Origin of the sequence: Nitrospirillum iridis (genome assembly GCF_014205765.1) — a bacterium.
Taxonomy (GTDB): Bacteria; Pseudomonadota; Alphaproteobacteria; order Azospirillales; family Azospirillaceae; genus Nitrospirillum; species Nitrospirillum iridis.
In genome coordinates, this window is record NZ_JACIIZ010000004.1 from 211,653 (window position 1) to 235,755 (window position 24,103).

Genomic DNA, 24,103 nt, shown 5'->3' on the forward strand with positions numbered 1-24,103 from the left:
AATGCGCCATGATCAGCCGTCGTGACGCGGTATGGGGCCTGGCCGGCTGCGCGCTGGCCGGGGCCCTGCCGGCCGCGCGGGGGGCCGCGGCGCCGGCCGCCCGGCCCAGCCGCCGGCCGGCGCCGGCCCAGCGCAAGGTGTCCAGCCCGGCGGTGGAACGGGAACTGGCGAGGGTCAAGGCCGCCATCGCCGATCCGGACCTCGCCTGGTTGTTTGAGAACTGCTTCCCCAACACGCTGGACACCACGGTTGAGCTGGGGCGCCTGGACGGCAAGGCCGACAGCTTCGTCATCACCGGCGACATTGAGTGCCTGTGGCTGCGCGACAGCTCCGCCCAGGTGTGGCCCTACCTGCCGCTGGCCAAGGGCGACGCCGTCCTGCGCCAGGTGTTCCAGGGGCTGATCCACCGCCAGGCGCGCTGCATCCTGATCGACCCCTACGCCAACGCCTTCCTGCCCGATCCCAGGGGGACCACGCCCAACAAATGGGCGGTGGGCGACCTGACGGACATGAGGCCCGGCGTGGCGGAACGGAAGTGGGAAATCGACAGCCTGTGCTATCCCATCCGCCTCGCCCACGGCTACTGGCAGGCCACGGGCGACCTGACGCCCTTCGATGAGGAGTGGCGGGCCGCCATGCGCCTGGTGGTGGCGACCTTCCGCCAGCAGCAGCGCAAGGACGGCCCTGGCCCCTATCGCTTCCAACGCAAGGCGGAGGCGCCGACGGAGACGCTGGCGCTGGACGGCTACGGCTTTCCCACGCGCAAGGTCGGCATGATCCACGCCATGTTCCGGCCCTCGGACGACGCCTGTCTCTACGCCTTCAACATCCCGGGCAACCTGTTCGCGGTGACCGCCCTGCGCCAGTTGGCGCCGCTGTGGCGGGCGGCGGGCGGGGACGAATCCTTGGCGCTAGACGCCTTGGCGCTGGCGACCGAGGTGGAGGCGGCGGTCCACGCGCATGGCCGCATGACCGACGCAGAGGGACAGGACATCTGGGCCTATGAGGTCGACGGCTTCGGCAATCGGCTGTTCATGGACGACGCCAACGTTCCCAGCCTGCTGGGGCTACCCTACCTCGGCTGCTGCGCGCCCACCGATCCCCGCTATCGCCGGACGCGGGCGCGGGTGTGGAGCGCCGACAACCCCTACTTTTTCCAGGGTACGGCGGCGGAGGGGATCGGCGGCCCGCATGAGGGCCTGCGCATGATCTGGCCCATGGCCATCATCGTCCGCGCCCTGACCAGCGACGATGACGCCGAAATCCGCCAATGCCTGGCCTGGCTGAAGGCCACGCACGCCGGCACCGGCTTCATGCACGAGGCTTTCGACCAGGATGATCCGGCGCATTTCACCCGATCCTGGTTCGCCTGGGCCAATACCCTGTTCGGGGAACTGATGATAGACCTGCTGGCCCGCAAGCCGGCGCTGCTGCGGGCGCCACTGCCCTGAGGGTTGTTGCCCTGAGGGGGGCGGGGCCTTCACCCCCGCCCTTACGCGCCCCGCGCCATTGATGAGGTGGAAATCCCATGATCCCCCGCAGAACCTTCATGGCCGGTGCCGCCGGTCTCGCCCTGGGGGCGGCGCTGCCAGCGTCGGCCGCGCGTGCCGCCGGTGGCCGTTTCACCGTCCAGGGTGACCAGTTCCTGCTCGACGGTCAGCCGCTATGGCTTCTGGCGGGGGAGCTTCACTATCCCCGCATCGCCCGCGCCGACTGGCGCGACCGCTTGCGCAAACTGAAAAGCCTGGGCCTGAACACGCTCAGCACCTACGTCTTCTGGAACGCCCACGAAAAAGCCCCGGGTCACTATGACTTCACCGGCAACCTGGATTTGGCGGCCTGGGTGTCCCTGGCGCAGGAAGAGGGCCTGCATGTCTTCCTGCGCGCCGGCCCCTATGCCTGCGCCGAATGGGATGGCGGTGCTCTGCCGGCCTGGGTTTTCCCGGATGAGACGGTGAAGGCGCGGACGCTGGACCCCACCTACATGTCCCTGTCGGGCCGGTGGTTGAAGCGCCTGGGCCAGGAGGTGGCACACCTGGAGGTCGACAAGGGCGGCCCCATACTCATGACCCAGGTGGAGAATGAGTACGGCTCCTTCGGTCAGGACCGCGCCTATATGGAGGCCGTGCGCGACCAGATCCGGGCGGCGGGCTTCGATGGGCCGCTTTACACGGTCGATGGCGCCTCGGTCATCGAGAAGGGTGCGTTGCCGTCGCTGATCAACGGCATCAATTTCGGCACCACCGACAAGGCGGAGGAGGAGTTCAAGCGCTACGCCGCGTTCAAGCCCACCGGTCCGCGCATCTGCACCGAACTCTGGGGCGGCTGGTTCGATCATTTCGGCGAGGTGCATTCCTCGATGCCGGTGCCGCCGCTGCTCGACAGCCTGAAATGGATGCTCGACAACCACATCTCCATCAGCTTCTACATGGCGCATGGCGGCACGTCCTTCGGCTTCGACGCCGGCGCCAATTTCGACCGCAAGACCCAGACCTATCAGCCCGACATTTCCAGCTATGACTACGACGCCTTGCTGGACGAGGCCGGGCGGCCGACGCCGAAGTACGACGCGGTGCTGGATCTGTTGAAGCGGTACCTGCCGCCAGAACGCTTCGCGCCGCTGCCCGAGCCCCGCAAGGCCCTGGAGGTGCCGCGTTTCCGTCTCACGGAGACGGCGGCGCCGACGCCGCTGTGGGGCAAGGCGGTTGAGGCATCTGCCCCCCGCACGCTGGAATCCCTGGGCCAAAGCCATGGCCTGATGCGCTATCGCCACCGCTTCGCCAAGGCGGCCAAGGGGACGCTGCGGGTGGGTGAGGTCCGCGACTACGCCGTCGTGTCGGTCAACGGGCGCCGTGTCGGCGTGTTCGACCGGCGGCTGAAGCAGCGCGAAATCGACATTTCCGCCCAGGCCGGTGATTGGCTGGAGGTGCTGGTCGACACCATGGGGCACGTCAATTATGGCGAGCGCATCGGCATGGACCAGAAGGGCCTGATGGGCGGGGTGACGCTGGACGGCCAGCCGGTGACGGGCTGGAGCCATCAGGGTCTGCCCCTGGACGATCTGACCGGCCTGACCTTCCAGGCGGGAGCGGGCGACGGCCCCGCCTTCCATCGCGGCACCTTCGAGGTGACGGAGGCGGGGTACACGTTCCTCGACATGCGCGGCTGGGGCAAGGGCTATGCCTGGGTCAACGGCCACAACCTGGGCCGCCACTGGTCGGTCGGGCCGCAGCGCAGCCTGTTCGTGCCCGAGAGCTTCCTGAAGATCGGGACCAATGAGGTCGTCGTCTTCGACCTTCATCCGGCCACGGAAGGAAGCATGGCCGGCGGTCGCGCGCAGATTTGGGACCTGCCCGGGCAGGTCAAGGAATGAATGCCGGTGCCCGCGGCCATGAGCCGTGGCGCGGATGGGGAAGGAGAGCATCATGTTGACACGTCGGACGCTGCTGGGGGGGACCGCCGGCCTGGCGCTGCTGGGCGGAAGCGGGGTGCCCATGGGGCTGGCCCGGGCAACGGAGGGGGAGGACCTGACCCGTTGGGTCGATCCCTTCATCGGCACCGGCGGGCATGGCCACACCTACCCTGGCGCCACCGTCCCCTTCGGCATGGTGCAGGTCAGCCCCGATACGGACAATGGCCGTTGGGATTCCTGTTCCGGCTATCATGACGACGACCGTACCCTGATGGGCTTCTCCCATACCCATCTCAGCGGCACCGGGGTGGGCGACCTGCTGGACGTGCTGGTGGTGCCCAGGGTGGGCCCCGTGGTGCTGCAGCCGGGTAGCCTGGAAAAGCCGGAGGGTGGCTATCGCGCCCGGTTCGATCATGCCGACCAGCAGGCGTCGCCCGGCTACTACCGCGTGCGCCTGAAGGACAGCGGCATCGTGGCCGAGCTGACGGCCACGGCGCGGGCGGGCCTGCACCGTTATGACTTCCCCAAGGGCGGGGACGACGCCCACCTGCTGATCGATTTCCATCACGGCATGCAGGACAAGCCTGGGGTGCCCACCCGGGTGACCGACGCCACCTTGCGCCTGGTCGGTGACGATACCCTGGTGGGCGGCCGGCGCGTGCACCAGTGGGCCGATGGCCGCCATATCTATTTCGCCCTGAAGCTGTCCCGCCCCTACACCCGGGCGCAGCTCTATTCCGATGACCAGCCGGTGGCGGGGAACCAGGTGGCCGGCACGGTGCTGAAATGCGCCCTGCATTACCCCGACGCGGACAAGGCGCCCTTGCTGGTCAAGGTCGGCCTGTCGGCGGTGGACATCGACGGCGCGCTGCGCAACCTGCAGGCCGACATCCCCGGCTGGGATTTCGACCGGGTGAGGGGCGCGGCGCGCGACGCCTGGCAGGCGGAACTGTCGCGCGTGCGCATCGAGGCTGACAGCGCCGCCGACCGTCGCATCTTCTACACCGCCCTGTATCATTCCTTCGTGGCCCCGACGCTGTTCAGCGACGTGGATGGGCGCTATCGCGGCATGGATGACGCGATCCATCAGATGCCGGCCGGGCGCCAGACCTACTCGACCTACTCGCTGTGGGACACCTACCGCGCCCTGCACCCGCTGTTCACCCTGGCGCAGCCGGAGCGGGTGCCCGATCTGGTGGACAGCCTGGTGCGCATGGCGGTGGAAAGCCCGGCCGGCCCCCCGGTTTGGCCGCTGCAGGGGCGGGAGACCGGCTGCATGATCGGCTGGCACTCGGCCGTGGTGCTGGCGGAGGCCCAGGCCAAGGGCTTCAAGGGCATCGACTACAAGGCCGCCTGGCCCGTCTTCCGCAAGCGGGCGTTCGAGGATACGGTCCTGGGCATGGGCGAGTACCGGCGCCTGGGCTACATCCCCAGCGACACGGTGGATGAGGCGGTCAGCAAGACCCTGGAATATGCCTATGACGATTGGGCCATGGCCCACTTGGCGGCGGGCGCTGGCGCCAAGGATGACGCCCGCGCGCTGGTGGAACGGTCGCGCAACTACCGCAACGTCTTTGACCGCGACCTGGGCTTCGTGCGTGCCCGCGATGGCGCCGGCAAGTGGATCGAGCCGTTCGATCCCCGCGCCATGGGTCATATGAAGAAGTGGCGGGATTTCACCGAGACCAACGCCTGGCAGGCCACTTTCCTCAACCAGCACGATCTTTACGGCTACATGGCCCTGTTCGGCGGGCCCGAGGCGTTCGAGCGCAAGCTGGACGAGCTGTTCACCACCAGTTCGGAAATGCCGGCGGATGCCCCGCCCGACATCGCCGGCCTGGTGGGGCAGTACGCCCATGGCAACGAGCCCAGCCACCATGTCGCCTATCTCTACGCCTATACCGGGGCGCATCATAAGACCCAGGCCCGGGTGCGCATGCTGCTGCGGACCATGCACCAGGACCAGCCGGATGGCTTGGCCGGCAATGAGGATTGCGGCCAGATGAGCGCCTGGTACCTGATGAGCGCGCTGGGCCTGTACGCTGTCGATCCGGTCACCCCCCTCTATGTTTTCGGCGCGCCGCTGTTCCAGCGGGCGGAGGTGGCGGTGGGCGCCGGCCGGCGTCTGGTGATCGAGGCGCCGGGCAATGGCCCCGACAGCCCCTATATCCAGTCGGTCACCTGGAATGGGGCCGCCCACACCAAAAGCTGGATCAGTCACGCCAGCCTGGCCATGGGGGGGCGGCTGACCTTCCATATGGGCCCGAAGCCCGATCCCCTTTTCGGTGCCGCCGCTGCCGACCGGCCCCCCTCCTTCACGCCCCTTGGGGCCGCCGGGGGTTTTTAGGAAAAGGGGGACAGGGCATAAATCACGGCTGCGGAAACGGCCGCCCGCGCGCATGAATGGCCCGTGCGCGCGGGAAATTCACGGGGGAGGATAGCGATGAACCGCCATGTCCTGATGCTGGATCTGAAGTCGGATCCCGCGCTGATCGAGCGATACCGCCAATGGCATGCGCCGGGAAATGTGCCGCCGGCGGTGATCCGCGCCATCCGTCAGGCCGGCATTACGGAGATGGAAATCCATCTCTGTGGCGACCGGTTGGCCATGATTATCGAGGTGACGGACGCCTACGATCCCGCCGGGAAAGCCGCCGCCGACGCCGCAGACCCTGATGTGCAGGCCTGGGAGGCGCTGATGGACACGTTCCAGCGTCCGCTGCCCTGGGCGCGTCAGGGGGAGAAATGGGTGCCGGCGGACCGAATTTTCAGTCTGTCGGCGCAACCGGAGGGCTGATGGCTTAGAGCTTCACGGACAGACTCAGCTATAGCCGGCTGTGGTTTCGATTAAACGCTGTTGGCTATAGCTTCTAAGCCGTACCGATGTCCTTGCTCCAAATCGACACGGCCAGCCCGTATTCCGTATCATGGGCGCGAGCCATCACATCGTCGACGTCATCAACGGCAGGAGCGGCCCGAATGCCTCCTCGGTAACGACGCGTGCCGTTCAGGCGAACAAGTTGATCATGCTGCCCATCAGCTTCTGGGTGCCCGTTTGGCCGATGGTCCAGTTTTTCATCGTCGTCAGCTGGTCGCTCAGGGCGTTGGAGATGGCGGCGGCGTTGGGGGAGATGCTGGCGCTGGTGCTGGCGGCGGTAACAGTGGTGGTGTAGTCCTTGGAATAGTCGCCAGCGGCGACCTGGACGCCATAGTTGACCTTTTCCGTCAGCTTGGTTCCGGTGGCGCGCGATACCTTCAGCACATAGGTCCCGGCATCCAGCGTCGTCTGGCCGTTGATCATGCTGGTGAACGCGTCGTAGGCCTTGCCGGACTTGCTGTCGCTGTCCGCCAGGACGGTACCGGTCTTGTTCATCACCTGCAGACGGGTTTTCCCTTGGTCCAACAGGCCGAGATTGATGGCGCTTTTCCGGCTCAGCTTGAAACTCAGATAGTCCGCCTGGTCGCCAGCGGCCAGGCTGCCGAAAGCGTTCACGCGGGTCTGTCCCTTGGTCACCGTGCCGATGTCGGTGGCGGACGCGACGGTGTTGTAGACGGATTTCGCGGTCGACTTGGTGAAATTCTGAACGGTCCCCACCGCGCTGGAGGTCTGGGCCGACCCTTGGGTGTTCAGCGCGTCATTCTGCGCCTGCAATTGGGCCTGGATCTGCGCCAACTGCGCGAACACCGACGCGTTGGAGGCAGCGGTCGCTGTCGTTGATACGGCGGTGGTGGCTACGTTGCTCACGGGAAAGGTTCCCTGCTGATGATGCCCTTAGCGCCAAGGGCGGAACGAGGCCGTTGGGCCGTTAAACCAAACTGGACCAAGCGCGACCGCCAAGTCGGATTTATGACGAACTACCTTGCAACAGTCTGAAAGATAGAAACATAAAATGCAAGATATTTACCGTCGCCTCAATGGGGGGTGAATTTTTACCGCCCGCTTTGGCGCCGTCCTCCGTTTAGATCGATATGTTGAACTTGCCTACCCCACCTGCCGCCATTCCCGGGGCCATACCGGGTCGGGGCGCCGCTGGCGCCGCGCCGGTCGGCTGCGCCATGCCCGGCGGGCGGGGGGCGCCGACCGGCATCGCCGGGGCGGCCGCGTTGGTCGCGTCGCTGGGACGCTGGGACAGGCCGGCCGCGATGTTGCGATTAATGTCGATGAGCGAGTCCAGCTTGGTTGCGTCCAGGTCGCCCAGCCGCTCGAAGGTCTGGCGATCGACGATCAAGGACAGCACCAGGATTTTTTCGCGTAAGTCCTTGGGCAGGGGACAGTCAGGTTCCGCCATCGATGACTGGAAGATGGTCCAGAGGCGCTGGTTCAGCGACAGCGCCTGGCGCATTGGCTCCGGGTCGTTGGGGGTTTGCTGCGCCTGCAGCAGGCGCCGCGCGGCCTCGGTAAGGCCCCAGGCCTCGACATCGCGGGGGTTGTCCGACGCGGGACGGTTGGAATATCCGGCCGAAGGCTTCATCAGATCACGTGATCCCTGGCTAACTCGTTTGCGGGTGGCGGGCACCGCAACGGCGCCGTTACCACCCTCCACCTTCACCGGCATGTCCGTGGCTCAAGCACCCTGGACCTGCCGGACCTTGTCCTTCCCAACCACCCCGAAGGGTGGTCCAACCCCCTAGGCGTTCCCCCGCCCCGCCCGGAAGCAGGCGGGACGCGGGAGGCGTATGCCTAGGGTAGCACCCTTGTCAGTATTTCATACTCACTTGGGGCCAGCAACCCGGCAACGTGCCGGGGGAAAGGCCGGTGCATACCCGTGTGGTCGCCGCCGGTCCCAACCATCGTCGCACCTGTTTAGGGCATAAAGGTAAAAATACCCTGAACTGGTTTATTCCCTGATGGGGACCTGTCCGTTTGGGCGGGAAGGGGTCAGGGGGTGCCGTAGGCTTCCACGATCGGTATCCGGGCGGCCCGCCAGGCGGGAAAGAAGCCACCGACGAAACCGACGATCAGTGCCAGGATGACACCCTGCAAGGCCACGGCCGGTGTCAGGCGGAAGGTGAAGACGATTTGCGAGAACGTGGTGCCGGACAGGGTCGAGGCCGTCAGGCCGTCGAACGCCGCCCAGGTGACCAGCGCGCCCAGGATGCCGCCCGCCAGTGACAGCACCAGGCTTTCCGCCAGGGTGCCGAGAAAGGATGATGTGCCGCTGAAGCCGATGCAGCGCAAGGTGGCGATTTCCTGCGCCCGGGCGGCCACCGAGCTGTACATGGTGTTCAGCGCGCCGGCCAAGGCGCCGAACGCCATGGCGATGGCCAGGGGCCAACCGAGCTTTTGAATCAGGTCCGACGTGCGGCTGGCCTGTTGGGCGTAGTAGTCCGCCTCCGTCGTGACATCCAGTTTTAGCTGCGGGTCGTTGGCGGCATAATCCTTCAACGCCAGCAGGGCATCGGGGCTGGTAAGGCGCGCGCGGATGGATTGGAAGACGTTCTGGCGGTGGAACAGGTCCTGGACCACCGGCGTGTCGGCCCACAATTCCGACTCAAAGACACTGCCATCCAACTCGAACACGCCGACCACCACCCAGCTGGCGTTGCCCAGCTTGACGGTATCGCCCAGGTTCATGCCCACGAAGTCCTTTTGCAGCGCGCGGCCCACCATCAGTTCGTTGGTGCCGGGGGTGAACCGACGCCCTTCCACGATCTTCAGCCCCGGGCGGACGGCGATGCCGGCGGGCCCGAGGCCGCGGAGCGTGACGTTGGATTTGGGCGCCTTCTTCATGTTGCCGTCGTCCGGCAGCGCGGACTTCTTCACGGCGTCGACGATAACGTACAATTCTGGCGAAACCAGGGGCTTGCCGTCCGGCCCCTTGAGGACGCCGGGCGCCTCCTCGATCAGGCGGGCCTGGTCGCGGCTGACGCCGCTGTTGAGTTCCGCCTGCGCGCCCGCGCGCATCAGGATGGCCATGTCCTTGGCCCCCGTGCCGCGCAGGGTCTGCTGAAAACCGGCCGCCATGGCCAGGAAGGCCAGCAGCACGGTAACCACCAGGCCCACCGCCACCACGGTGGACAGCGACGCCCAGAAGCGTTGCGGGATGCTCTTGATGCAGATGACGGTGACCACCGCGATCTCGTTGAACACGCGCATGACGGTCTTTCCCTTCAGAGGCGGTCGGTCACAAGCGGCCGAGGGCGGTGACGATGTTCAGGCGTAGCGCGGTCCAGGCCGGCACGAAGCCGGTGATCAGCCCCAGCAGCACCATGAAGCCGACGCCCAGGGCCGTCACCGGCAGGGTCAGCGCCAGGCCGGGAATGGCCCCGGACACGCCTTTCGCCAGCAACGTCACGAGAAGGGCGGCCACTGCCAGTCCGGGCACGCCACCCAGCAAGGCGAGCAGGACGGATTCGCCCAGCACCTGGCGCCAGATGCGCCAGGAGGGGAAGCCCAGGGTCTTGAGCACCGCGATCTCCTTGGTGCGTTCCCGCACCGCCATCACCATGGTGTTGCCGACGATCATCAGGATGGTGGCGAAGGCGGCGCCCACCACCAGGGTGATGATCAGGGCGATGTTGCCCAACTGCGCCAGGAAGGCCTTGCCGAAGGCTTTCTCCGACTGCGTGTTGGTTTCGGCGGTCGAATTGGCGAACAGGTCATCGATGGCCGCCGCCACCTTGTCGTTCACCGTCGCGCTGTCCGTTTCCAGCGTGATCCAGCCCACGGTGTCCTTGCCGAAGGTTTTGCTCTCGTTGAAGTTCTCATGCTGGAACAGGATGAAGTTGGTGTTGGACGCCTCCTTGGCGGCGTAGGCGATGCCGGCCACGGTGAGTTCCCAGGTGTGGCTGCCGTCCGCCTTGTTGGTGAAGATGTTGGAATTGAGGGGGATGCGGTCGCCGGCCTTCCAGCCATACTTCTTCGCCACGGCCTCGCCCACCAGCATGGTGGTGCGGTCATGGATGAAGGTGTCGTGCGCCTCGGGATCGATGCGCAGGTCATCCCGGTAAACCCGCATATAGCTTTCCGGATCGACGGCGTAGGTGCCGATCTGATTGCGTGGATCCTGGTAATAGCCACCGAACCAACTGGCGTAGGTGACGTTCTTCACGCCCTTCACCGCCGCGATCTTGTTGACGTAGGCGAAGGGCATGGGCTGGATGAAGGTGATCTTGTTGGTCACCACCAGCCGGTTGTCGGCCACCGAATCCACGCCGTGCTCAAAGGCGTAGTTGATGCTGCCCAGGACGCCGTAGATGACGAAGGCCACGAAGATGGCCAGCATCATCAGGAAGGTGCGCAGCTTGCGGCGGAACAGGTTGCGCCAGAGCAGGTAGAGGTCGCTCATGCCACCAGATCCCGTTCGGTGAAGCGCCCCTTGTCCAGGTGCAGGGTGCGCCGGGCATACTTGGCGGCCTCGGGGTCATGGGTGACCATGACGATGGTCTTGCCCATTTCCCGGTTCAGCAGTTGCAGCATGGCCAGGATCTCATCCGCCGTGGCGCGGTCCAGGTCGCCGGTCGGTTCGTCGCACAGCAGCAGCTTGGGGTCGGAGATCAGGGCGCGGGCGATGGCCACGCGCTGCTGTTGGCCGCCCGACATTTCCCGCGGATAGTGGCTGGCACGTTCCGCCAGTCCCACCAGGCTCAGGGCGGCCTCCACCCGCCGGCGGCGCTCCGCCCGGCCGAAGGAGGTCAGCAGCAGGGGCAGTTCCACGTTGCGCGCCGCCGACAGGGTGGGCATCAGGTTGTAGAACTGGAAGATGAAGCCGACGTTGTGGGCCCGCCAGCGGGCCAATTGCCCCTCCGTCAGGGTGTCGACCCGGGCGCCGTCGAAGGTGATGGCGCCCTCCGTCGGCTGATCGATGCCGCCCAGCAGGTTCAGCAGAGTGGTCTTGCCGGACCCGCTGGGACCCATCACCGCGACGAAGTCGCCGACGGGGATGGTCAGGCCCAGATGGTCGAAGATGGTGATGGTGTCCTTGCCCTTCACGAACCGTTTGGAAACATCCTGCAGATGGATCAGCGTCTGGCCCGTCATGGCCTCAGGCTCCCGGTTTGGTGGTGTGGGACTGGATGGGGATCAGGCGAGGCGGCGTGGTCAGCCGCCCTTTTGGTCATCGAGGAAGGTCACCTTGGCCGCCATGTTGGGCAGGATTCGCGGGTCCTTGGCCGCGATGGCCACGCGCACCTTGATGGTGGCCTTCTCCCGGCTGGCGGTGGGGATGATGGCCAGGACGGAGGCTGGCACCTTCCAGTCCGGATAGGCGTCCAGCGTCGCCTCAACCTTTTGGCCGGGGCGCACCCTCGCGATGTTGGCTTCGTTGACCTCCACCTCGAATTCCAGGCTGTCCATGTCCACCAGCGTACAGACGCCGGTACGGGTGAAGCCGCCCGAGGACAGGGGGGAGATGATCTCGCCCGGCTGGGCGTTCTTTTCCGTGACCACACCGGTGAAGGGTGCCCGCACCAGGTGGCGATTCACCATCTCGGTGTCATAGGCGACGGTGACCCGCGCGGCGTTGACGTCAGCCTTGGATTTCACCAATTGCGCCCGCAACGAGGCCGCGCGGCTATCGGCCTTGATCAGGTCCGCTTCGCTGGAAAAGTGGTTGCCGGTCAGCGCGCGGGTGCGCTCCAGCGTCTTTTCCGCGTCGACCAGATCGGCTTGGTTGGCGACGACGGCGGCCTCCGCCGACGCCTGGCGGGCACGCGCCAGATCCAGATCGTTGCGCGCCAGCACATCGTCCAGGGTGGCCAGCACCTGACCCTTCTGGACCAGCATACCCTCCTGGACCATCACCTCCTGCACGCGGCCGGTGATGTCGGCGGAAACAGTGGCGACGCGCCGGGCGACGACATAGCCCGAGGCGATGAGGCTGCCACCCCGCACCTGCGCCACCGGGGACGCCGATACCGGTTGGGTCAAGCCGGTGGACGCCGCCAGCGCCGGTGTCGCCGCTGCCTGAGGCGGGTCACCGCCGCCTGGGCGGTTGAACAGGCCGGTCGACCAGGCCACGGCGGCGGCGATCGCCACCACCGCGACGCCGGCCCCCAGGCCCAGCGCCAAGCCACGTCCCCCGCCGCCGCTGCTCACCGGCACCGCCGCCCGATCAATGGCGATGGACCGCAAAAGTTCCGCTTTGTCCCGCTGCACCTGGCCCCCCGACTGGCACATGTTTCACGGCCATCATAGCGCTTACCACCTAGGGTCGCACCACAAATGGTTGATCTGGAAGGCGGCGGGCGACAGGGCCACCTGGCGTATGTCGGTGGGGGCCATTTGGAAGGTGGACCAATTGGAAGGCGAAAAGGCGAAGGGCCGGCGGATCGCTCCGGCCGGCCCCTCGTTTAACGGTGTTGGGCGTCGCAATCAGATGGCGGCGCCATCCACCAGATCGGCGTCCTCGTCGAAACGTGACAGCAGGGTGAAAATGTGGTTGGCCGCCTGCTCGGCGGTCATGGCCTGGGTGTCGATGCGCACGTCCGGGGATTCCGGCGGCTCATAGGGGCTGTCGATGCCGGTGAAGTTCGGCAGCTTGCCGGCGCGCGCCTTGGCGTACAGGCCCTTCACGTCGCGCCCCTCGGCGACCGACAGGGGCGTATCCACGAACACCTCCAGAAACTCCCCCGGGCCCAGCAGCTCGCGCGCCATGCGCCGCTCCGCCCGGTAGGGGGAGATGAAGGAGACCAGCACGATCAGGCCCGCGTCCACCATCAGCTTCGAGACTTCCGCCACCCGCCGGACGTTTTCGACCCGGTCGGCGTCGGTGAAGCCCAGGTTGCGGTTCAGGCCCTGGCGGACATTGTCACCATCCAGCAGCATGGTGTGGCGGCCGTGGGCGTGCAGCTTCTTTTCCACCAGATTGGCGATGGTGGACTTGCCCGCACCGGACAGGCCGGTGAACCACAGCACGCGCGGACGCTGGCCCTTCATCTGCGAGCGGGCGCGCTTGTCCACGTCCAGGATCTGCCACGGCACGGTGCGCACGATGGCGGATCGGATGAGGCCGGCGGCCACCGTCTCGTTGGTCAGGCGGTCGATGAGGATGAAGCCGCCGGTATCCCGGTTGTGGCGATAGACGTCGAAGGCGACGGGCTGGTCCAGGCTGAGTGTCGCCAGGCCCACCTCGTTCAGGCTCAGGGTCTTGGTCGCCAGCTGCTCCAGGGTGTTGACGTTGATCTTGTGCTTCAGCGTCGCCACCGTCGCCGGAACCGACTTGGCGCCCACCTTCAGGATGTAAGGGCGGCCCGGCAGCAGCGGCGCCTCCGACATCCACACCAGCGTCGCCTCCATCTGGTCAGCCACCTCGGCGGCCCCATCCAGGGCGGAGATGATATCGCCGCGGCTGATGTCGATCTCATCCGTCAGGGTCAGGGTGACGGACTGGCCAGCGGCGGCCACGTCCAGATCGCCGTCATGGGTGACGATGCGGGCCACCCGGCTTTCCTGGCCGGAGGGCAGGACGCGGATGCGGTCGCCCGGTCGCACGGTGCCGGCGGCGATGGTGCCGGCATACCCCCGGAAGTCCAGGTTGGGACGGTTGACCCATTGAACCGGCAGGCGGAAGGGGTCGTTGGCGCGGAGGTCGGTGACCGCCACCGTTTCCAGATGGCCGATCAGGGTCGGGCCCTGGTACCAGGGCATGGCGCCGGTGAGGGTGGTGACGTTGTCGCCTTTAAGGGCGGACAAGGGAATCGCCTGGATGTCGGTCAGATCCAGTTGACGGGCGAAGGCGCGGTATTCGGCGACCACCCGCTCGAAGACGGCCTGGTCATAGCCCATCAGGTCCATCTTGTTGACCGCCAGAACGATCTTGCGGATGCCCAGCAGGGAGACCAGGAAGCTGTGGCGCCGCGTCTGGGGCAGCACGCCCTTGCGGGCGTCGATCAGGATGATGGCAAGGTCGGCGGTGGAGGCGCCGGTGACCATGTTACGGGTGTATTGCTCATGGCCCGGCGTGTCGGCCACGATGAACTTGCGCTGGTCGGTGTTGAAGAAGCGATAGGCGACATCAATCGTGATGCCCTGCTCACGCTCCGCCGACAGGCCGTCGACCAGCAGCGCGAAATCGAGATCGCCGCCCTGCGTGCCGACCTTGCGGCTGTCGGCCTCTAGCGCCGACAGCTGATCCTCGAACAGCATCTTGCTGTCGTAAAGCAGGCGACCGATCAGGGTGCTCTTGCCATCGTCGACGCTGCCGCAGGTGATGAAACGCAGCAGGCTCTTGGACTGTTGTGCGGCCAGATAACGCTCGATCTCGGACACGCCTGCCTCTCCGGTGCTGGGCAAGGTATCGGGGGCCATCAGAAATACCCTTCCTGCTTCTTCTGTTCCATCGAGGCGCCGCCGTCACGGTCGATGACGCGGCCCTGCCGCTCCGACGTCCGGGCCAGCAGCATCTCGCGGATGATGGCGGGCAGGCTGTCGGCGTCGCTGTCGATGGCGCCGGTCAGGGGGTAGCAGCCCAGTGTCCGGAAGCGGACGCGGCGCTGCTGCGGCACCTCACCCGGCTTCAGGGGCATGCGGTCGTCATCCACCATGATCAGGGCGCCGTCACGCTCCACCACCGGACGGTCGGCGGCGAAATACAGCGGCACGATGGGAATGTTTTCGACGTAGATATATTCCCAGATATCCAACTCGGTCCAGTTGGACAGGGGGAAGACGCGGATGCTTTCGCCCTTGTTCTTGCGGGCGTTGTACAGCTGCCAGAGTTCCGGGCGCTGGTTCTTCGGATCCCAGCGGTGCTGGTCCGTGCGGAAGCTGAAGATGCGTTCCTTGGCGCGGCTCTTCTCCTCGTCCCGGCGGGCGCCTCCAAAGGCGGCGTCGAAGCCGTAGCGGTCCAACGCCTGCTTCAAGGCCTCGGTCTTCATCACCTGGGTATGCACGGCGGAGCCGTGGGTGAAGGGGCCGATGCCCCGGGCCAGGCCCTCAGGGTTGGTGTGGACCAGCAGATCAAGCCCCAGATCGGCCGCGCGCTGGTCGCGGAAGGCGATCATCTCCCGGAACTTCCAGGTGGTGTCCACATGCAGCAGCGGAAAGGGGGGCTTCGCCGGATAGAACGCCTTCATCGCCAGGTGCAGCATCACGGCGCTGTCCTTGCCGATGGAGTACATCATCACCGGGTTTTGCGTCTCCGCCACCACTTCGCGCAGGATGTGGATGCTTTCCGCTTCCAGGCGCTGCAGATGGGTCAACCGGTGGGATGGAAGTGCGCCTGCGAGCGCGGCCGGAAGGGGGGAAGAGGGGGGCTTAAGGATGCTGTCCAGCACTGCCGCGTCTTTCACGTCAATCGCTCTTCCGTCATGCAAAGGCATGGGATTCAACGCCTGTCCACCTTTATACGGCCACCAGCTTAGTACGCCTGCGGTGGCACGCCAAATGTTCCCCCGGCTGTCGGGAGGTTCCTCAATACGCATTCAAGAAACGTATAAAGGAAACTTTTACAGTTGGCATTGCGATTATGGAATTCCTGTGGTGGCGAAAATCGCCTGCTGTTGATGGCAATAAATAACATTTAGCGACATGTGGTTTCCCGATGAGGGCGGGAATGCGCCCCCGTTTGACCCTATCAATCCGCTGGTTCCAGGAAGCGCTGGCCCAGCGCCTCCCAGGACTGGGCTCCGATGGTGCTGATCAGGCGGCCAAGCGACCGCGCGCGATGCGTGTCGCCGGCCTCGCAGGCGGCCTGCAGCTGGCGTGCGGCATTCTCCAACTGTCTTAATCCACAGTTTCCGGCAGTGGAAATCAGGTCATGCGCCTGGCGGCCCAGCGCCCCAAGGTCCAAGTCGCCGGTCTGCGTCGCCAGCCGGCTGACGATGTCGACCCGGCTGCTGCCGCCATCGATGAAGTCGCGGATCAGGCTCTGGAAGGCGGGAGGGCCGGCCAGGGGCTTCAAACGGGCCAGCACCGTGTCCTCCAGCAGCGGCAGGGTGGGGTCTATGGTCATGGCCGCGGTCGCTTCGACTGGAAGACTCGGCGCAGTCCCCTGGCCGGCCGACCACCGATATACCGCCTGCAGCATTTGCTGCTGGCGGAAGGGCTTGTAGACGCAATCATCCATGCCGGCGGCGGTATAGTCCGCGCTCATCCCGGCCATGGCGTTGGCGGTCATGGCCAGGATGGGGGTGCGTCCGCGCCCATCGGCGGTCTCAGCCGCCCGGATGCGGCGGGTGGCTTCCACACCATCCATCACCGGCATCTGCACATCCATCAGGATGATGTCGTAACGATCGTGGGCGCAGGCCGCGACGGCCTGGGCACCGTCTTCCACCACGGCGACGGTGTAACCGGCCTTGCGCAGCATCAGCGCGGCGACGGCTTGGTTAGTGGGGTTGTCCTCAACCACCAGCACCCGGCGGCCTTGGCCGTCCGGTACCGCGTCCGGTTCGGCCGTTTTCGCCGCGCAGGGTGGCATCAAGCAGCCGAAAGCCCTGGCCACCGCCTCATTCAGGGAAAGGCGCCGCACCGGCTTCGGCAACAGGGCGTCGTAGCGTATCCCCTCCGACCCATCTTCGGGCTCGACGGAACTGACCAGTATGATGCGCAGGTTCTGGAAGCGGGCGTCGGCGCGGATGCGGGTCACCACCTCGGGGCCGCTCAGGCCCGGCATGCGGTTGTCGATCAGCAGGATGTCATAAGGATCGGGTCCGTCCGCCGCCGACCACAGCCGCTCCAGCGCCGTTTCCCCGTCTGAGGCCTCATCAACACGGAGTCCCAGGTCGAAGCCCAGGTTGTGGGTCAGAATCAGGCGGTTCATGGCCAGATCGTCCACCACCAGGGCGTGGCGGCCGCGCACGCTTTCCAGCGAGGGCAAGGGGGCCGTCGCCGGTTCCGCCGGCGCCAGGGGCAGCTCGAACCAGAAGACGGAGCCCTGGCCCGGCGCGCTCTCCACACCGATATCCCCATCCATCAGCTCCACCAACTGCTTGCAGATGGCCAGGCCCAGACCGGTTCCACCAAAGCGGCGGGTGACGCTGGCGTCCGCCTGGGTGAATTTCACGAACAGGCGACGCACCTGATCCTCGCTAAGGCCGATGCCCGTGTCCTGCACCGTGAAGCGGAGACGGTGGGTGCCCGGCGTGTTGCCGGCCATGCAGGTGACGATGATGCTGACCCAGCCGCGGTCGGTGAACTTCACGGCGTTGCCAGCAAGGTTCAGCAGGACCTGGCGCAAGCGGGTGGGGTCGCCATGCCAATGGCGCCGCGCCTCCTCCACCACCAGGACACCCAGTTCGATGCCCTTGTCGCGGGCACGGGGGGCCAGGATGGCCGCCACACCCTCCACCAACTCACCCAGATCGAAGGAAAGGTTCTCAAGATCGATCTTGCCGGCCTCAAGCTTGGAGATGTCCAGGATGTCATTGATGACGCCCAACAGGGCGTCGGCACTGTCACGGATGGTTTCGGCGTAGCCCCGCTGTTCGGCGCTGAGGTTGGGGGTGTCCAGCAGCAGTTGCACCATGCCGACCACCCCGTTCATGGGGGTGCGGACCTCATGACTCATATTGGCCAGAAAGTCGTTCTTGGCGCGGTTGGCCTCCTCCGCCCGGCGCTTTTCGGCCGTCAGCGCCTGCGCGCTTTCCCGTGCCGCCGTCACATCCCAGTTCACGCCCACGATCTTGAGCGCTTGCCCGCTCCCGTCCCGTTCCACCAGAGCGTTGGTTTTGACGTGTCGGACCGCGCCACCCGGCAGACGGATACGGAATTCCGTGTCCAGTGGGGTTTCACCACGGATGGCGGCCTGCACCTCCGCCTGCATGCGGCCCAGATCGTCGGGATGGCAGCGCGATTGCCATACGGCGAGGGGCAGAGGCCCCGGAATATTGGGGTCCACATCGTACAATTGGAACATGCGGGCATCCCAGACCAACTCGTTGGTGAGCAGGTCCAGTTCCCAGACGCCGATACCGCCGGCCCGCGTCGCCAAGGTCAGGCGGTTGCTGGTGGCCAGCAGTTTGGCGTTGATGGCGCTCAACTCCCGCGTCATGCCCTCGGCGATCGCGGTGGCGCGGGCGCTCACCAGATGCAGATTGGCGGTCAGCGCGGCCAGCATGAGGGCGATGAAGGACAGGCTGGCGGCCGCCAGGGCCGCCCCCGCCTGACCGGCCGAGGCGAAAGTGGGGCTTCGTGTCCAGGCCAGGGTCAAGGCGTGGCCGCCCTCATCAATGCGGCTGGTCTGGTCATGGCGGTCTGGCTTCAGCCCCAGGCGCGTGGCGAGACGGCTGCCAAGGCTGGCGGCGGAGGTCTTGCGGTACAGCAAGGCGTCGGGTTTCACCTCGCCGCCGTCGTAAACGGCGACGTCAACCTCATCCACCATGCCGCGCAACGCCTCGCGGAAGAAGACTTCGGAGATGAAGGGGGCGTAGATCCAGCACCGCAGGGCCTGGCGCCGTTGCGCCACGGTGTCCAAGGGGAGACCGGGGACATAGACGGGAATGAAATAGAGAAAGCCCGCCCGCCGCTGGGTGTCCTGCACCAGGGTGATGCGTTTGGTCATGGCTGGCTGGCCCGTGTCGCGGGCGCGGCGGGCGGCCTCCCGCCGGTTGGCCTCCGTCGCGATGTTCAGGCCTTGGGCGGCGGCGTTGATGTCCGCCGGCTCGATATAGGTGATGACGTCGTATTCCAGAGCGTCGGCGAAATCGTCGAGGATGGGCTCGTGGGAGGCGGCGCGAAGCGTGAAGTTGGGGGCGCCGTCGGCCCGGACCTTGCGCAGAAAGGCCTCCAGCCCGTCGGCGGCGACGGGATAGATGACGCCAATGCCGTTGATTCCGGGGTAGCGGCCGTCGACGTTGATCGTTTCGGCGAAGGCCTGCCATTCACGGCGGCCCACGGGCAAGCCGGTGGCATAAAGGGCGGCCCCCGCCTCCAGCGCGTTGGAATAGACCAGCAGGCGTTCATGGATGCGGCCCATGGCGGTGTCGACGATCTTGTTCAGGTGGGCTTCATCGCGGGACCGGGCGATGTCCGTCCTGTCCAGGAAGACGCCCGTGGCCACCAGGCAACCGACCAGGAAGACCATGGAACCCAAATGTGCCGACTGTCGCGGGATGTCGGAGAAAACGATGGCTGTCAGGGCGAAGGTGGCCAGCATCGCCTGCATGTTCAGCAGACTCTGGTTCAGGCCGGCATCGATGAAGGGGCCGACGCCCGCCGCGGTGGCGACGACGAAGACCGCGGCGGTGAGCACCACCACCAGCTGGGCCGCCGCCGGGCCATAGCGGCGGGCGGTCAGCAGAATGGCCGGGTAGAGAAGGAAGATTCCCAGCGCGGATGCCGGACCCAAGAGGGAATGGGCGGCCGGCAGGAAGGCCAGGATAAGCGCCGCGGCGCTCAGGCCCAACACGGGCAGCAGGCCACTGAACAGGGAGGCCCACAGGCGCGCCGGATGGTAGTCGGCGGGCTTGACCTCCCGCAGGGCCACCAGCAGGGCGTTGACGATCAGGATGCCCAGGGCGTCGCCCGTCCACCAGGTGACCCAGATGGCCCCCAGGTTCACGTCCCAGGTCAGGTTGCCGGCGACCAGCAGGGTGGAGATGCCCACCGTGGCGCTGCATACCGGGGCGACGATGGCGGCGAGGCCATGGGCCGCGGCGCGCGAGACCTGCAGGCGTTCCTTGTCGATGCCGTCGATACGGGCGAACAGCATCGCGCCCAGCAGCGCCTCACCGGTGTTGCCCAGGGCGATGGAGGCCGCCGCCGGCAAGCCAACCTCTGGTGTCAGGGCGTTGGCGACGAAGGCGCCCAGAAAGACGAAAGGCCAGGTTTCCCGGCCGAATATCAGCAGCCCCGCCACCGCCAGGCCCGATGCTGGCCAAACCGGGCTGGCACTGTCGCTGAGGCTGGCCAGCGCCAGCCCCAGCCGGGCCGTGGCCAGGTACAGCACGGCCAGGGCCAGTATCTTCACCGTGGTCGCCAGGGCGTGCCCCGGGGATGGACGCATGTCGCCGCCTGTTGCTTGGAACGTGCGGCCATTTGGGCGCCGCCCTTTGAGCACCAAGTCTAGCGGGACGGGGCGGGCGATAGAAGCGGTGCAATTGGTTGTAAAAGAGCGGCCGGGCGGCGGGCGCCCGGCCTTACTCTGCGGGGAAGGCCGCCTTCAGGGCGGGCGGTGTCAGTTCGCCGGCACCACCGGCAGGTCGATGAAGCTGGCCTGCGCGCCCTGGTGGAAGACGCGCTGGGTCGCCTTGTGATAGTCGCCGGGCTTGGCCAGGAAGATATTGTCGACGAAGGTCTGCGGGTTGCGGTCATAGAGCGGGAACCAGCTGGACTGGACCTGCACCATGATGCGGTGGCCGGGCAGGAAGACATGGTTGGCGTTGGGCAGGGCGAAACGGTAGCGCTGCACCTTGTCGGCCGGGATGGCGGTCGGGTGTTCCAGGCTGTCGCGGTAGCGGCCGCGGAAGATGTCCATGCCGACAGCCAATTGATAGCCGCCCATCTCGGGCTGCGACGGCACCTCGTCGGGGTAGACGTCGATCAGCTTGACCACCCAGTCGCTGTCGGTGCCGGAGGTGGACGCGTAAAGATTGACCACCGGTTCGCCACTGATCTTCAGCGGCGCGGTCAGGACCTCGCTGGTGTAGACCAGCGCGTCGGTGCGGTCCGCCACGGCGCGCTGGTCGGTCACCAGCCAGGGCTTCCACGTGTCGCCATCATTGAAACGGATCGGCCGCCGGATGTAGGGCACCGGTTTCGCCGGATCCGAGACATATTCATCATAGGCTGTGCCGCCCTTGCCTGGGGCGGTGAAGCCCAGGCCGCTGTTGGCCTGGAGGTACAGCGGTTGGGGCGTGGCGGCGCAGCCCGTCGGGCAGGAGATCGGCCAGGCCTGCAGACGTCGCCAGACATTGGTGCCGGTCTCGTACGCCAGGACCGGCGGGGTGTCGGCCTTGGGCGCGCCATCCTTCAGGTGCTCGTTCAGGAAGGGCAGCATGGTGTCGCGCCGGAAGTTCAGCGCGGTGTCGCCATTGAACTTCAGCGGGCCCAAGGTGCTGCCGTCATAGTTCACGCCGCTGTGCCGCCACGGACCCAGCACCAGATAATTCAGGTCGTTGCGCACGTCCTTGGGCTCGATCGCCTGATAGGTGTGAACGGCGCCGTATATGTCCTCCTGGTCCCACAGGCTGGCCACGATCATGGTGGGCACCGTGGGCGTGCGGGCGGCGAGGATCGTGTCCACCGCCTGATTCCGCCAATAGGAGTCATAGGCCGGGTGTTCCGACAGCTTGCGCCAGAACGGCAACTGATCGAGGCCGTGCTTGTGGGCGAAATCGGCGGCGGAACCGGCGCGCAGGAAGGCCTCGTAGTCGTCGCGGGTGCCGTGGGCGAAATCGTCGCCCTGGCCGCGCACGGAGGTCTGATGCTGGATGTAGTCGAAGTTGCTTTGACGGAAGGCGCCGTTATGGAACCAGTCATCGCCCTTCCAGCCATCGACCATGGGGTTGATGGGTACGGCGGCCTTCAGCGCCGGGTGGGGATTGACCAGGGCCATCAGCACCGTGAACCCTTCATAGGACGACCCGATCATGCCGACCTTGCCATTGCTTTCCGCAACGTTCTTCACCAGCCAATCGATGGTGTCATAGGCGTCGGTGGAATGGTCCACTGGGGTGTCGTTCAAGGGGCCGTGCAGAGGGCGGGTCATGACATAGTCGCCTTCCGACCCGTATTTGCCCCGGACATCCTGGAAGACGCGGATGTAGCCTTCCTGGACGAAGCTCTCATCCCCCATCTGCAGGGTGGACAGCATGGACGGGCTGACGTCCCGCTCGGCCCGCCTGCTGGCGTTGTAGGGGGTGCGGGTCAGCATCATGGGCGCGTTGCTGGCGCCTTTGGGGATGACGATGACGGTGTGCAGTTTCACCCCATCGCGCATGGCGATCATGACATCGCGCTTGATGTAGTCCGCACCCTCGATGGTGCGGTCGAGCTTGGCTGGAATGTCTGGCTGCATGTACGGCGTCATGGCCGCCTGTGGCGCCGCTTGCGCCCATGCCCCTTGGGTGACTGCCGTGCCTGCCAGCAGCAGGCTCAGCCCCAACCCAGCCCCGGCGCGCGCCCATCCGCCCACCGGGGACCCCTTCACCAACCACGCCATGACTTGCCCCTTTTTATCCGATATCCCGCCCACATTCCGGGCGGGCATGACGATACCGGGGTAGGCCGGCGGGTCAAACAGCCTTCGGTAACGGAAGTGTTACAGGGCGGTATTTTAATTCCTCAGGTAGAACTATTTAACGCCGATGCGCGCCATGATATTGTTGCGCCGCAACAAGGAGGCGCGTTCCATGCTGATCAACCCCTTCATTACCGACCCGACCAAGGCGCTGACCCAGGATCTGCTGACCGAGTTCGAGGCCATCCTGGGCAAGGGGGTCTTGGGCACGCCGGTGGAAATTCCGGGTGGCCTGATCGTCCCCGTCAACATCACCACCTTCGGCGTGGGGGTCTACGGCGGCAGCGTGTGGGGGGAGGCTGTGGGCGGCGGTGGTGGGGGTGGGGTCATCCCCTGCGCCGTGCTGGTGGTGCAGGACGGCAAGGTGACCTTCCATCCCATCTCGCCGGAGGCCACTCGGGCGGCGGCGGAGCATGTGACCGACATGGTGACCAAGATGCGCGGTCCCCGCCTGCCGCAGGATGACGTGCCGCCAGCCAAGACCTCGGTCACGGCGGTGGTTCCCGCCGACGCTTAAGGCGCTCCGGTGTCCGGCACCAGGGGGTAGTAGGTGGCCAGGAAGGACCAGAAGGCATTGTCCATCAGGGTCTGCGCCCGCTCTGGCAGGGTCTTGTACTTGCCCACCATGCCGTCGCCGATGTGCGTCTTGTGCCAGTGGGTGACAGGGTCGTAGAGGTTGGGAAGGGTGTCGGTGCCGGCGTTTTCCACAAAGCGGCCGCCTTGCTCCATATCCGCCAGCTTGCGTTTGACCGTGCCGGTCAGCAGGCCCTTATGGATGCTCCGCAGCACGTCATCGGGCGCCCGCGCTCCGATCAGGTCGGCGATCCGGGCCACGGACTCCATCTGATCGTGGAAGCCGTCTTCATAGCGGAAGACCAGGGTGCGCCGGCCCTGGGCCACGCAGGGCTGAACCCGCCGCACACTGCGCAGGACATAAGCGAAGGCCTCGTTGAACGGCATGCCGAAGCGCTGCATCAGCGAGGCGACGCAGTCGCGCGGATCGCGCAGGGTGATGACGGTCGGGATGTCTTCGTGCGCGATGCGCACTTGGGTCATGCTGTCCGGGTGATGCGTTTTCAGCACCAGGGGAACCTTGGCCCTTTCCCCGATTTCGACATAGTGGTTCAGGTCGTTGCGATAGTCGGACTTGAAACCATCGTCGCCGTGCGTGTGCGCCAGCAACTGGCGCACCACGTTGAAGGACCAGGTCGAGGCGCTGCCCGGCATGCCGACGCAAATAATGGCACTGCTGTTATTAATGTCGGCCGCGCTTTCATTTTCTTGCAGCATTGCAATAACTGGAATCCCTGTTATAGTTAACTGGGCTTGGCCCAAATGATTTGTACGATTGCTAGCGGATAATTTGTCGCACTCCCATCGTCGGAAGGGCGGAGTGGTCTAGCCAATTCGGCAGAGAGGGGCGGTGCGACGCCTTTTCGACGTCTTCGCGGAAAGACGTCTTCGCGTAAATGGGGGTTGAACTAAGTCACTCGACTTCCTATGTCGGGCGGGCATGGCTTCGAGGGGGCGGATGATGTCGCCCGCACCCGGGGGGGACACCGGGAAGTCA

16 protein-coding genes are annotated in these 24,103 nt (G+C 66.0%); 5 read left to right on the top strand and 11 right to left on the bottom strand.

The features are described 5' to 3' along the window. Window positions 1–8: 8 nt before the first annotated feature. The 4 genes from FHS74_RS08455 to FHS74_RS08470 all read left to right on the top strand — a co-directional run bounded on the left by FHS74_RS08455 (window position 9) and on the right by FHS74_RS08470 (window position 6,209). On the top strand, window positions 9–1,451 hold the full coding sequence (locus tag FHS74_RS08455; protein WP_184799419.1) for a glycoside hydrolase family 125 protein: 1,443 nt from the start codon (window positions 9–11) through the stop codon (window positions 1,449–1,451). A 77-nt stretch (window positions 1,452–1,528) separates the two neighbouring features. Next, entirely contained in the window at window positions 1,529–3,373 is a 1,845-nt protein-coding gene (locus FHS74_RS08460) for a glycoside hydrolase family 35 protein (protein ID WP_184799421.1), read from the top strand. A gap of 52 nt (window positions 3,374–3,425) precedes the next feature. Then, the gene (locus FHS74_RS08465; RefSeq protein WP_184799423.1) at window positions 3,426–5,759 is read left to right on the top strand and encodes a GH92 family glycosyl hydrolase; all 2,334 of its coding nucleotides are present in this window, start codon (window positions 3,426–3,428) and stop codon (window positions 5,757–5,759) included. A 114-nt stretch (window positions 5,760–5,873) separates the two neighbouring features. After that, window positions 5,874–6,209, top strand: coding sequence for an L-rhamnose mutarotase (locus FHS74_RS08470; RefSeq protein WP_246463005.1), 336 nt, complete (start codon window positions 5,874–5,876; stop codon window positions 6,207–6,209). 210 nt (window positions 6,210–6,419) lie between these two features. Here FHS74_RS08470 and FHS74_RS08475 read toward each other — a convergent pair whose 3' ends face one another. The 10 genes from FHS74_RS08475 to FHS74_RS08520 all read right to left on the bottom strand — a co-directional run bounded on the left by FHS74_RS08475 (window position 6,420) and on the right by FHS74_RS08520 (window position 22,455). After that, window positions 6,420–7,157 carry a hypothetical protein gene (locus FHS74_RS08475; RefSeq protein ID WP_184799427.1) on the bottom strand — a complete coding sequence of 246 codons (738 nt, stop codon included), beginning with the start codon at window positions 7,155–7,157 and terminating at the stop codon, window positions 6,420–6,422. Between the two features lie 214 nt (window positions 7,158–7,371). Continuing rightward, on the bottom strand, window positions 7,372–7,968 hold the full coding sequence (gene flaF, locus FHS74_RS08480; RefSeq protein ID WP_184799429.1) for a flagellar biosynthesis regulator FlaF: 597 nt from the start codon (window positions 7,966–7,968) through the stop codon (window positions 7,372–7,374). A 323-nt stretch (window positions 7,969–8,291) separates the two neighbouring features. Further along, on the bottom strand, window positions 8,292–9,509 hold the full coding sequence (locus tag FHS74_RS08485) for an ABC transporter permease (RefSeq protein ID WP_184799431.1): 1,218 nt from the start codon (window positions 9,507–9,509) through the stop codon (window positions 8,292–8,294). Window positions 9,510–9,537: 28 nt separating this feature from the next. Further along, window positions 9,538–10,701: an ABC transporter permease gene (locus FHS74_RS08490; RefSeq protein ID WP_184799433.1), complete on the bottom strand. Its 1,164-nt coding sequence runs from the start codon at window positions 10,699–10,701 to the stop codon at window positions 9,538–9,540. Further along, complete coding sequence (locus tag FHS74_RS08495; RefSeq protein WP_184799435.1) at window positions 10,698–11,393, bottom strand: ABC transporter ATP-binding protein; 696 nt, start codon at window positions 11,391–11,393, stop codon at window positions 10,698–10,700. The genes FHS74_RS08490 and FHS74_RS08495 overlap by 4 nt, the downstream gene beginning before the upstream one ends. A gap of 60 nt (window positions 11,394–11,453) precedes the next feature. After that, window positions 11,454–12,509 (bottom strand): efflux RND transporter periplasmic adaptor subunit, encoded by a 1,056-nt coding sequence (locus FHS74_RS08500; RefSeq protein ID WP_343066890.1) that lies wholly within the window; start codon window positions 12,507–12,509, stop codon window positions 11,454–11,456. Between the two features lie 216 nt (window positions 12,510–12,725). Further along, window positions 12,726–14,660 carry a sulfate adenylyltransferase subunit CysN gene (gene cysN, locus FHS74_RS08505; protein WP_184799439.1) on the bottom strand — a complete coding sequence of 645 codons (1,935 nt, stop codon included), beginning with the start codon at window positions 14,658–14,660 and terminating at the stop codon, window positions 12,726–12,728. Continuing rightward, window positions 14,660–15,553, bottom strand: a complete 894-nt coding sequence (gene cysD / locus FHS74_RS08510) for a sulfate adenylyltransferase subunit CysD (protein WP_246463023.1) — start codon at window positions 15,551–15,553, stop codon at window positions 14,660–14,662. The genes cysN and cysD overlap by 1 nt, the downstream gene beginning before the upstream one ends. A 374-nt stretch (window positions 15,554–15,927) precedes the next feature. After that, window positions 15,928–20,298, bottom strand: a complete 4,371-nt coding sequence (locus tag FHS74_RS08515; protein ID WP_184799444.1) for a CHASE domain-containing protein — start codon at window positions 20,296–20,298, stop codon at window positions 15,928–15,930. A 171-nt stretch (window positions 20,299–20,469) separates the two neighbouring features. Then, the gene (locus tag FHS74_RS08520; RefSeq protein ID WP_246463006.1) at window positions 20,470–22,455 is read right to left on the bottom strand and encodes a CocE/NonD family hydrolase; all 1,986 of its coding nucleotides are present in this window, start codon (window positions 22,453–22,455) and stop codon (window positions 20,470–20,472) included. Window positions 22,456–22,645: 190 nt separating this feature from the next. On the opposite strand from FHS74_RS08520, the gene FHS74_RS08525 reads away from it, so the two are divergent. Next, window positions 22,646–23,050, top strand: coding sequence for a spore germination protein GerW family protein (locus FHS74_RS08525; RefSeq protein WP_184799446.1), 405 nt, complete (start codon window positions 22,646–22,648; stop codon window positions 23,048–23,050). Here FHS74_RS08525 and FHS74_RS08530 read toward each other — a convergent pair. Then, window positions 23,047–23,823: a sulfotransferase domain-containing protein gene (locus tag FHS74_RS08530; RefSeq protein ID WP_184799448.1), complete on the bottom strand. Its 777-nt coding sequence runs from the start codon at window positions 23,821–23,823 to the stop codon at window positions 23,047–23,049. The two genes, FHS74_RS08525 and FHS74_RS08530, sit on opposite strands and share 4 nt — an antisense overlap. Window positions 23,824–24,103: the final 280 nt, after the last annotated feature.

Bases quoted from the DNA above. Each gene is read 5' to 3' on its own strand.
- FHS74_RS08455 (WP_184799419.1), top strand. From the start codon at position 9: ATGATCAGCCGTCGTGACGCGGTATGGGGCCTGGCCGGCTGCGCGCTG.
- FHS74_RS08490 (WP_184799433.1), bottom strand. From the start codon at position 10,701: ATGAGCGACCTCTACCTGCTCTGGCGCAACCTGTTCCGCCGCAAGCTG.
- cysN (WP_184799439.1), bottom strand. From the start codon at position 14,660: ATGGCCCCCGATACCTTGCCCAGCACCGGAGAGGCAGGCGTGTCCGAG.
- FHS74_RS08530 (WP_184799448.1), bottom strand. From the start codon at position 23,823: ATGCTGCAAGAAAATGAAAGCGCGGCCGACATTAATAACAGCAGTGCC.
- FHS74_RS08515 (WP_184799444.1), bottom strand. From the start codon at position 20,298: ATGCGTCCATCCCCGGGGCACGCCCTGGCGACCACGGTGAAGATACTG.
- FHS74_RS08525 (WP_184799446.1), top strand. From the start codon at position 22,646: ATGCTGATCAACCCCTTCATTACCGACCCGACCAAGGCGCTGACCCAG.
- FHS74_RS08470 (WP_246463005.1), top strand. From the start codon at position 5,874: ATGCTGGATCTGAAGTCGGATCCCGCGCTGATCGAGCGATACCGCCAA.
- FHS74_RS08495 (WP_184799435.1), bottom strand. From the start codon at position 11,393: ATGACGGGCCAGACGCTGATCCATCTGCAGGATGTTTCCAAACGGTTC.
- flaF (WP_184799429.1), bottom strand. From the start codon at position 7,968: ATGCCGGTGAAGGTGGAGGGTGGTAACGGCGCCGTTGCGGTGCCCGCC.
- FHS74_RS08485 (WP_184799431.1), bottom strand. From the start codon at position 9,509: ATGCGCGTGTTCAACGAGATCGCGGTGGTCACCGTCATCTGCATCAAG.
- FHS74_RS08520 (WP_246463006.1), bottom strand. From the start codon at position 22,455: ATGGCGTGGTTGGTGAAGGGGTCCCCGGTGGGCGGATGGGCGCGCGCC.
- FHS74_RS08465 (WP_184799423.1), top strand. From the start codon at position 3,426: ATGTTGACACGTCGGACGCTGCTGGGGGGGACCGCCGGCCTGGCGCTG.
- FHS74_RS08460 (WP_184799421.1), top strand. From the start codon at position 1,529: ATGATCCCCCGCAGAACCTTCATGGCCGGTGCCGCCGGTCTCGCCCTG.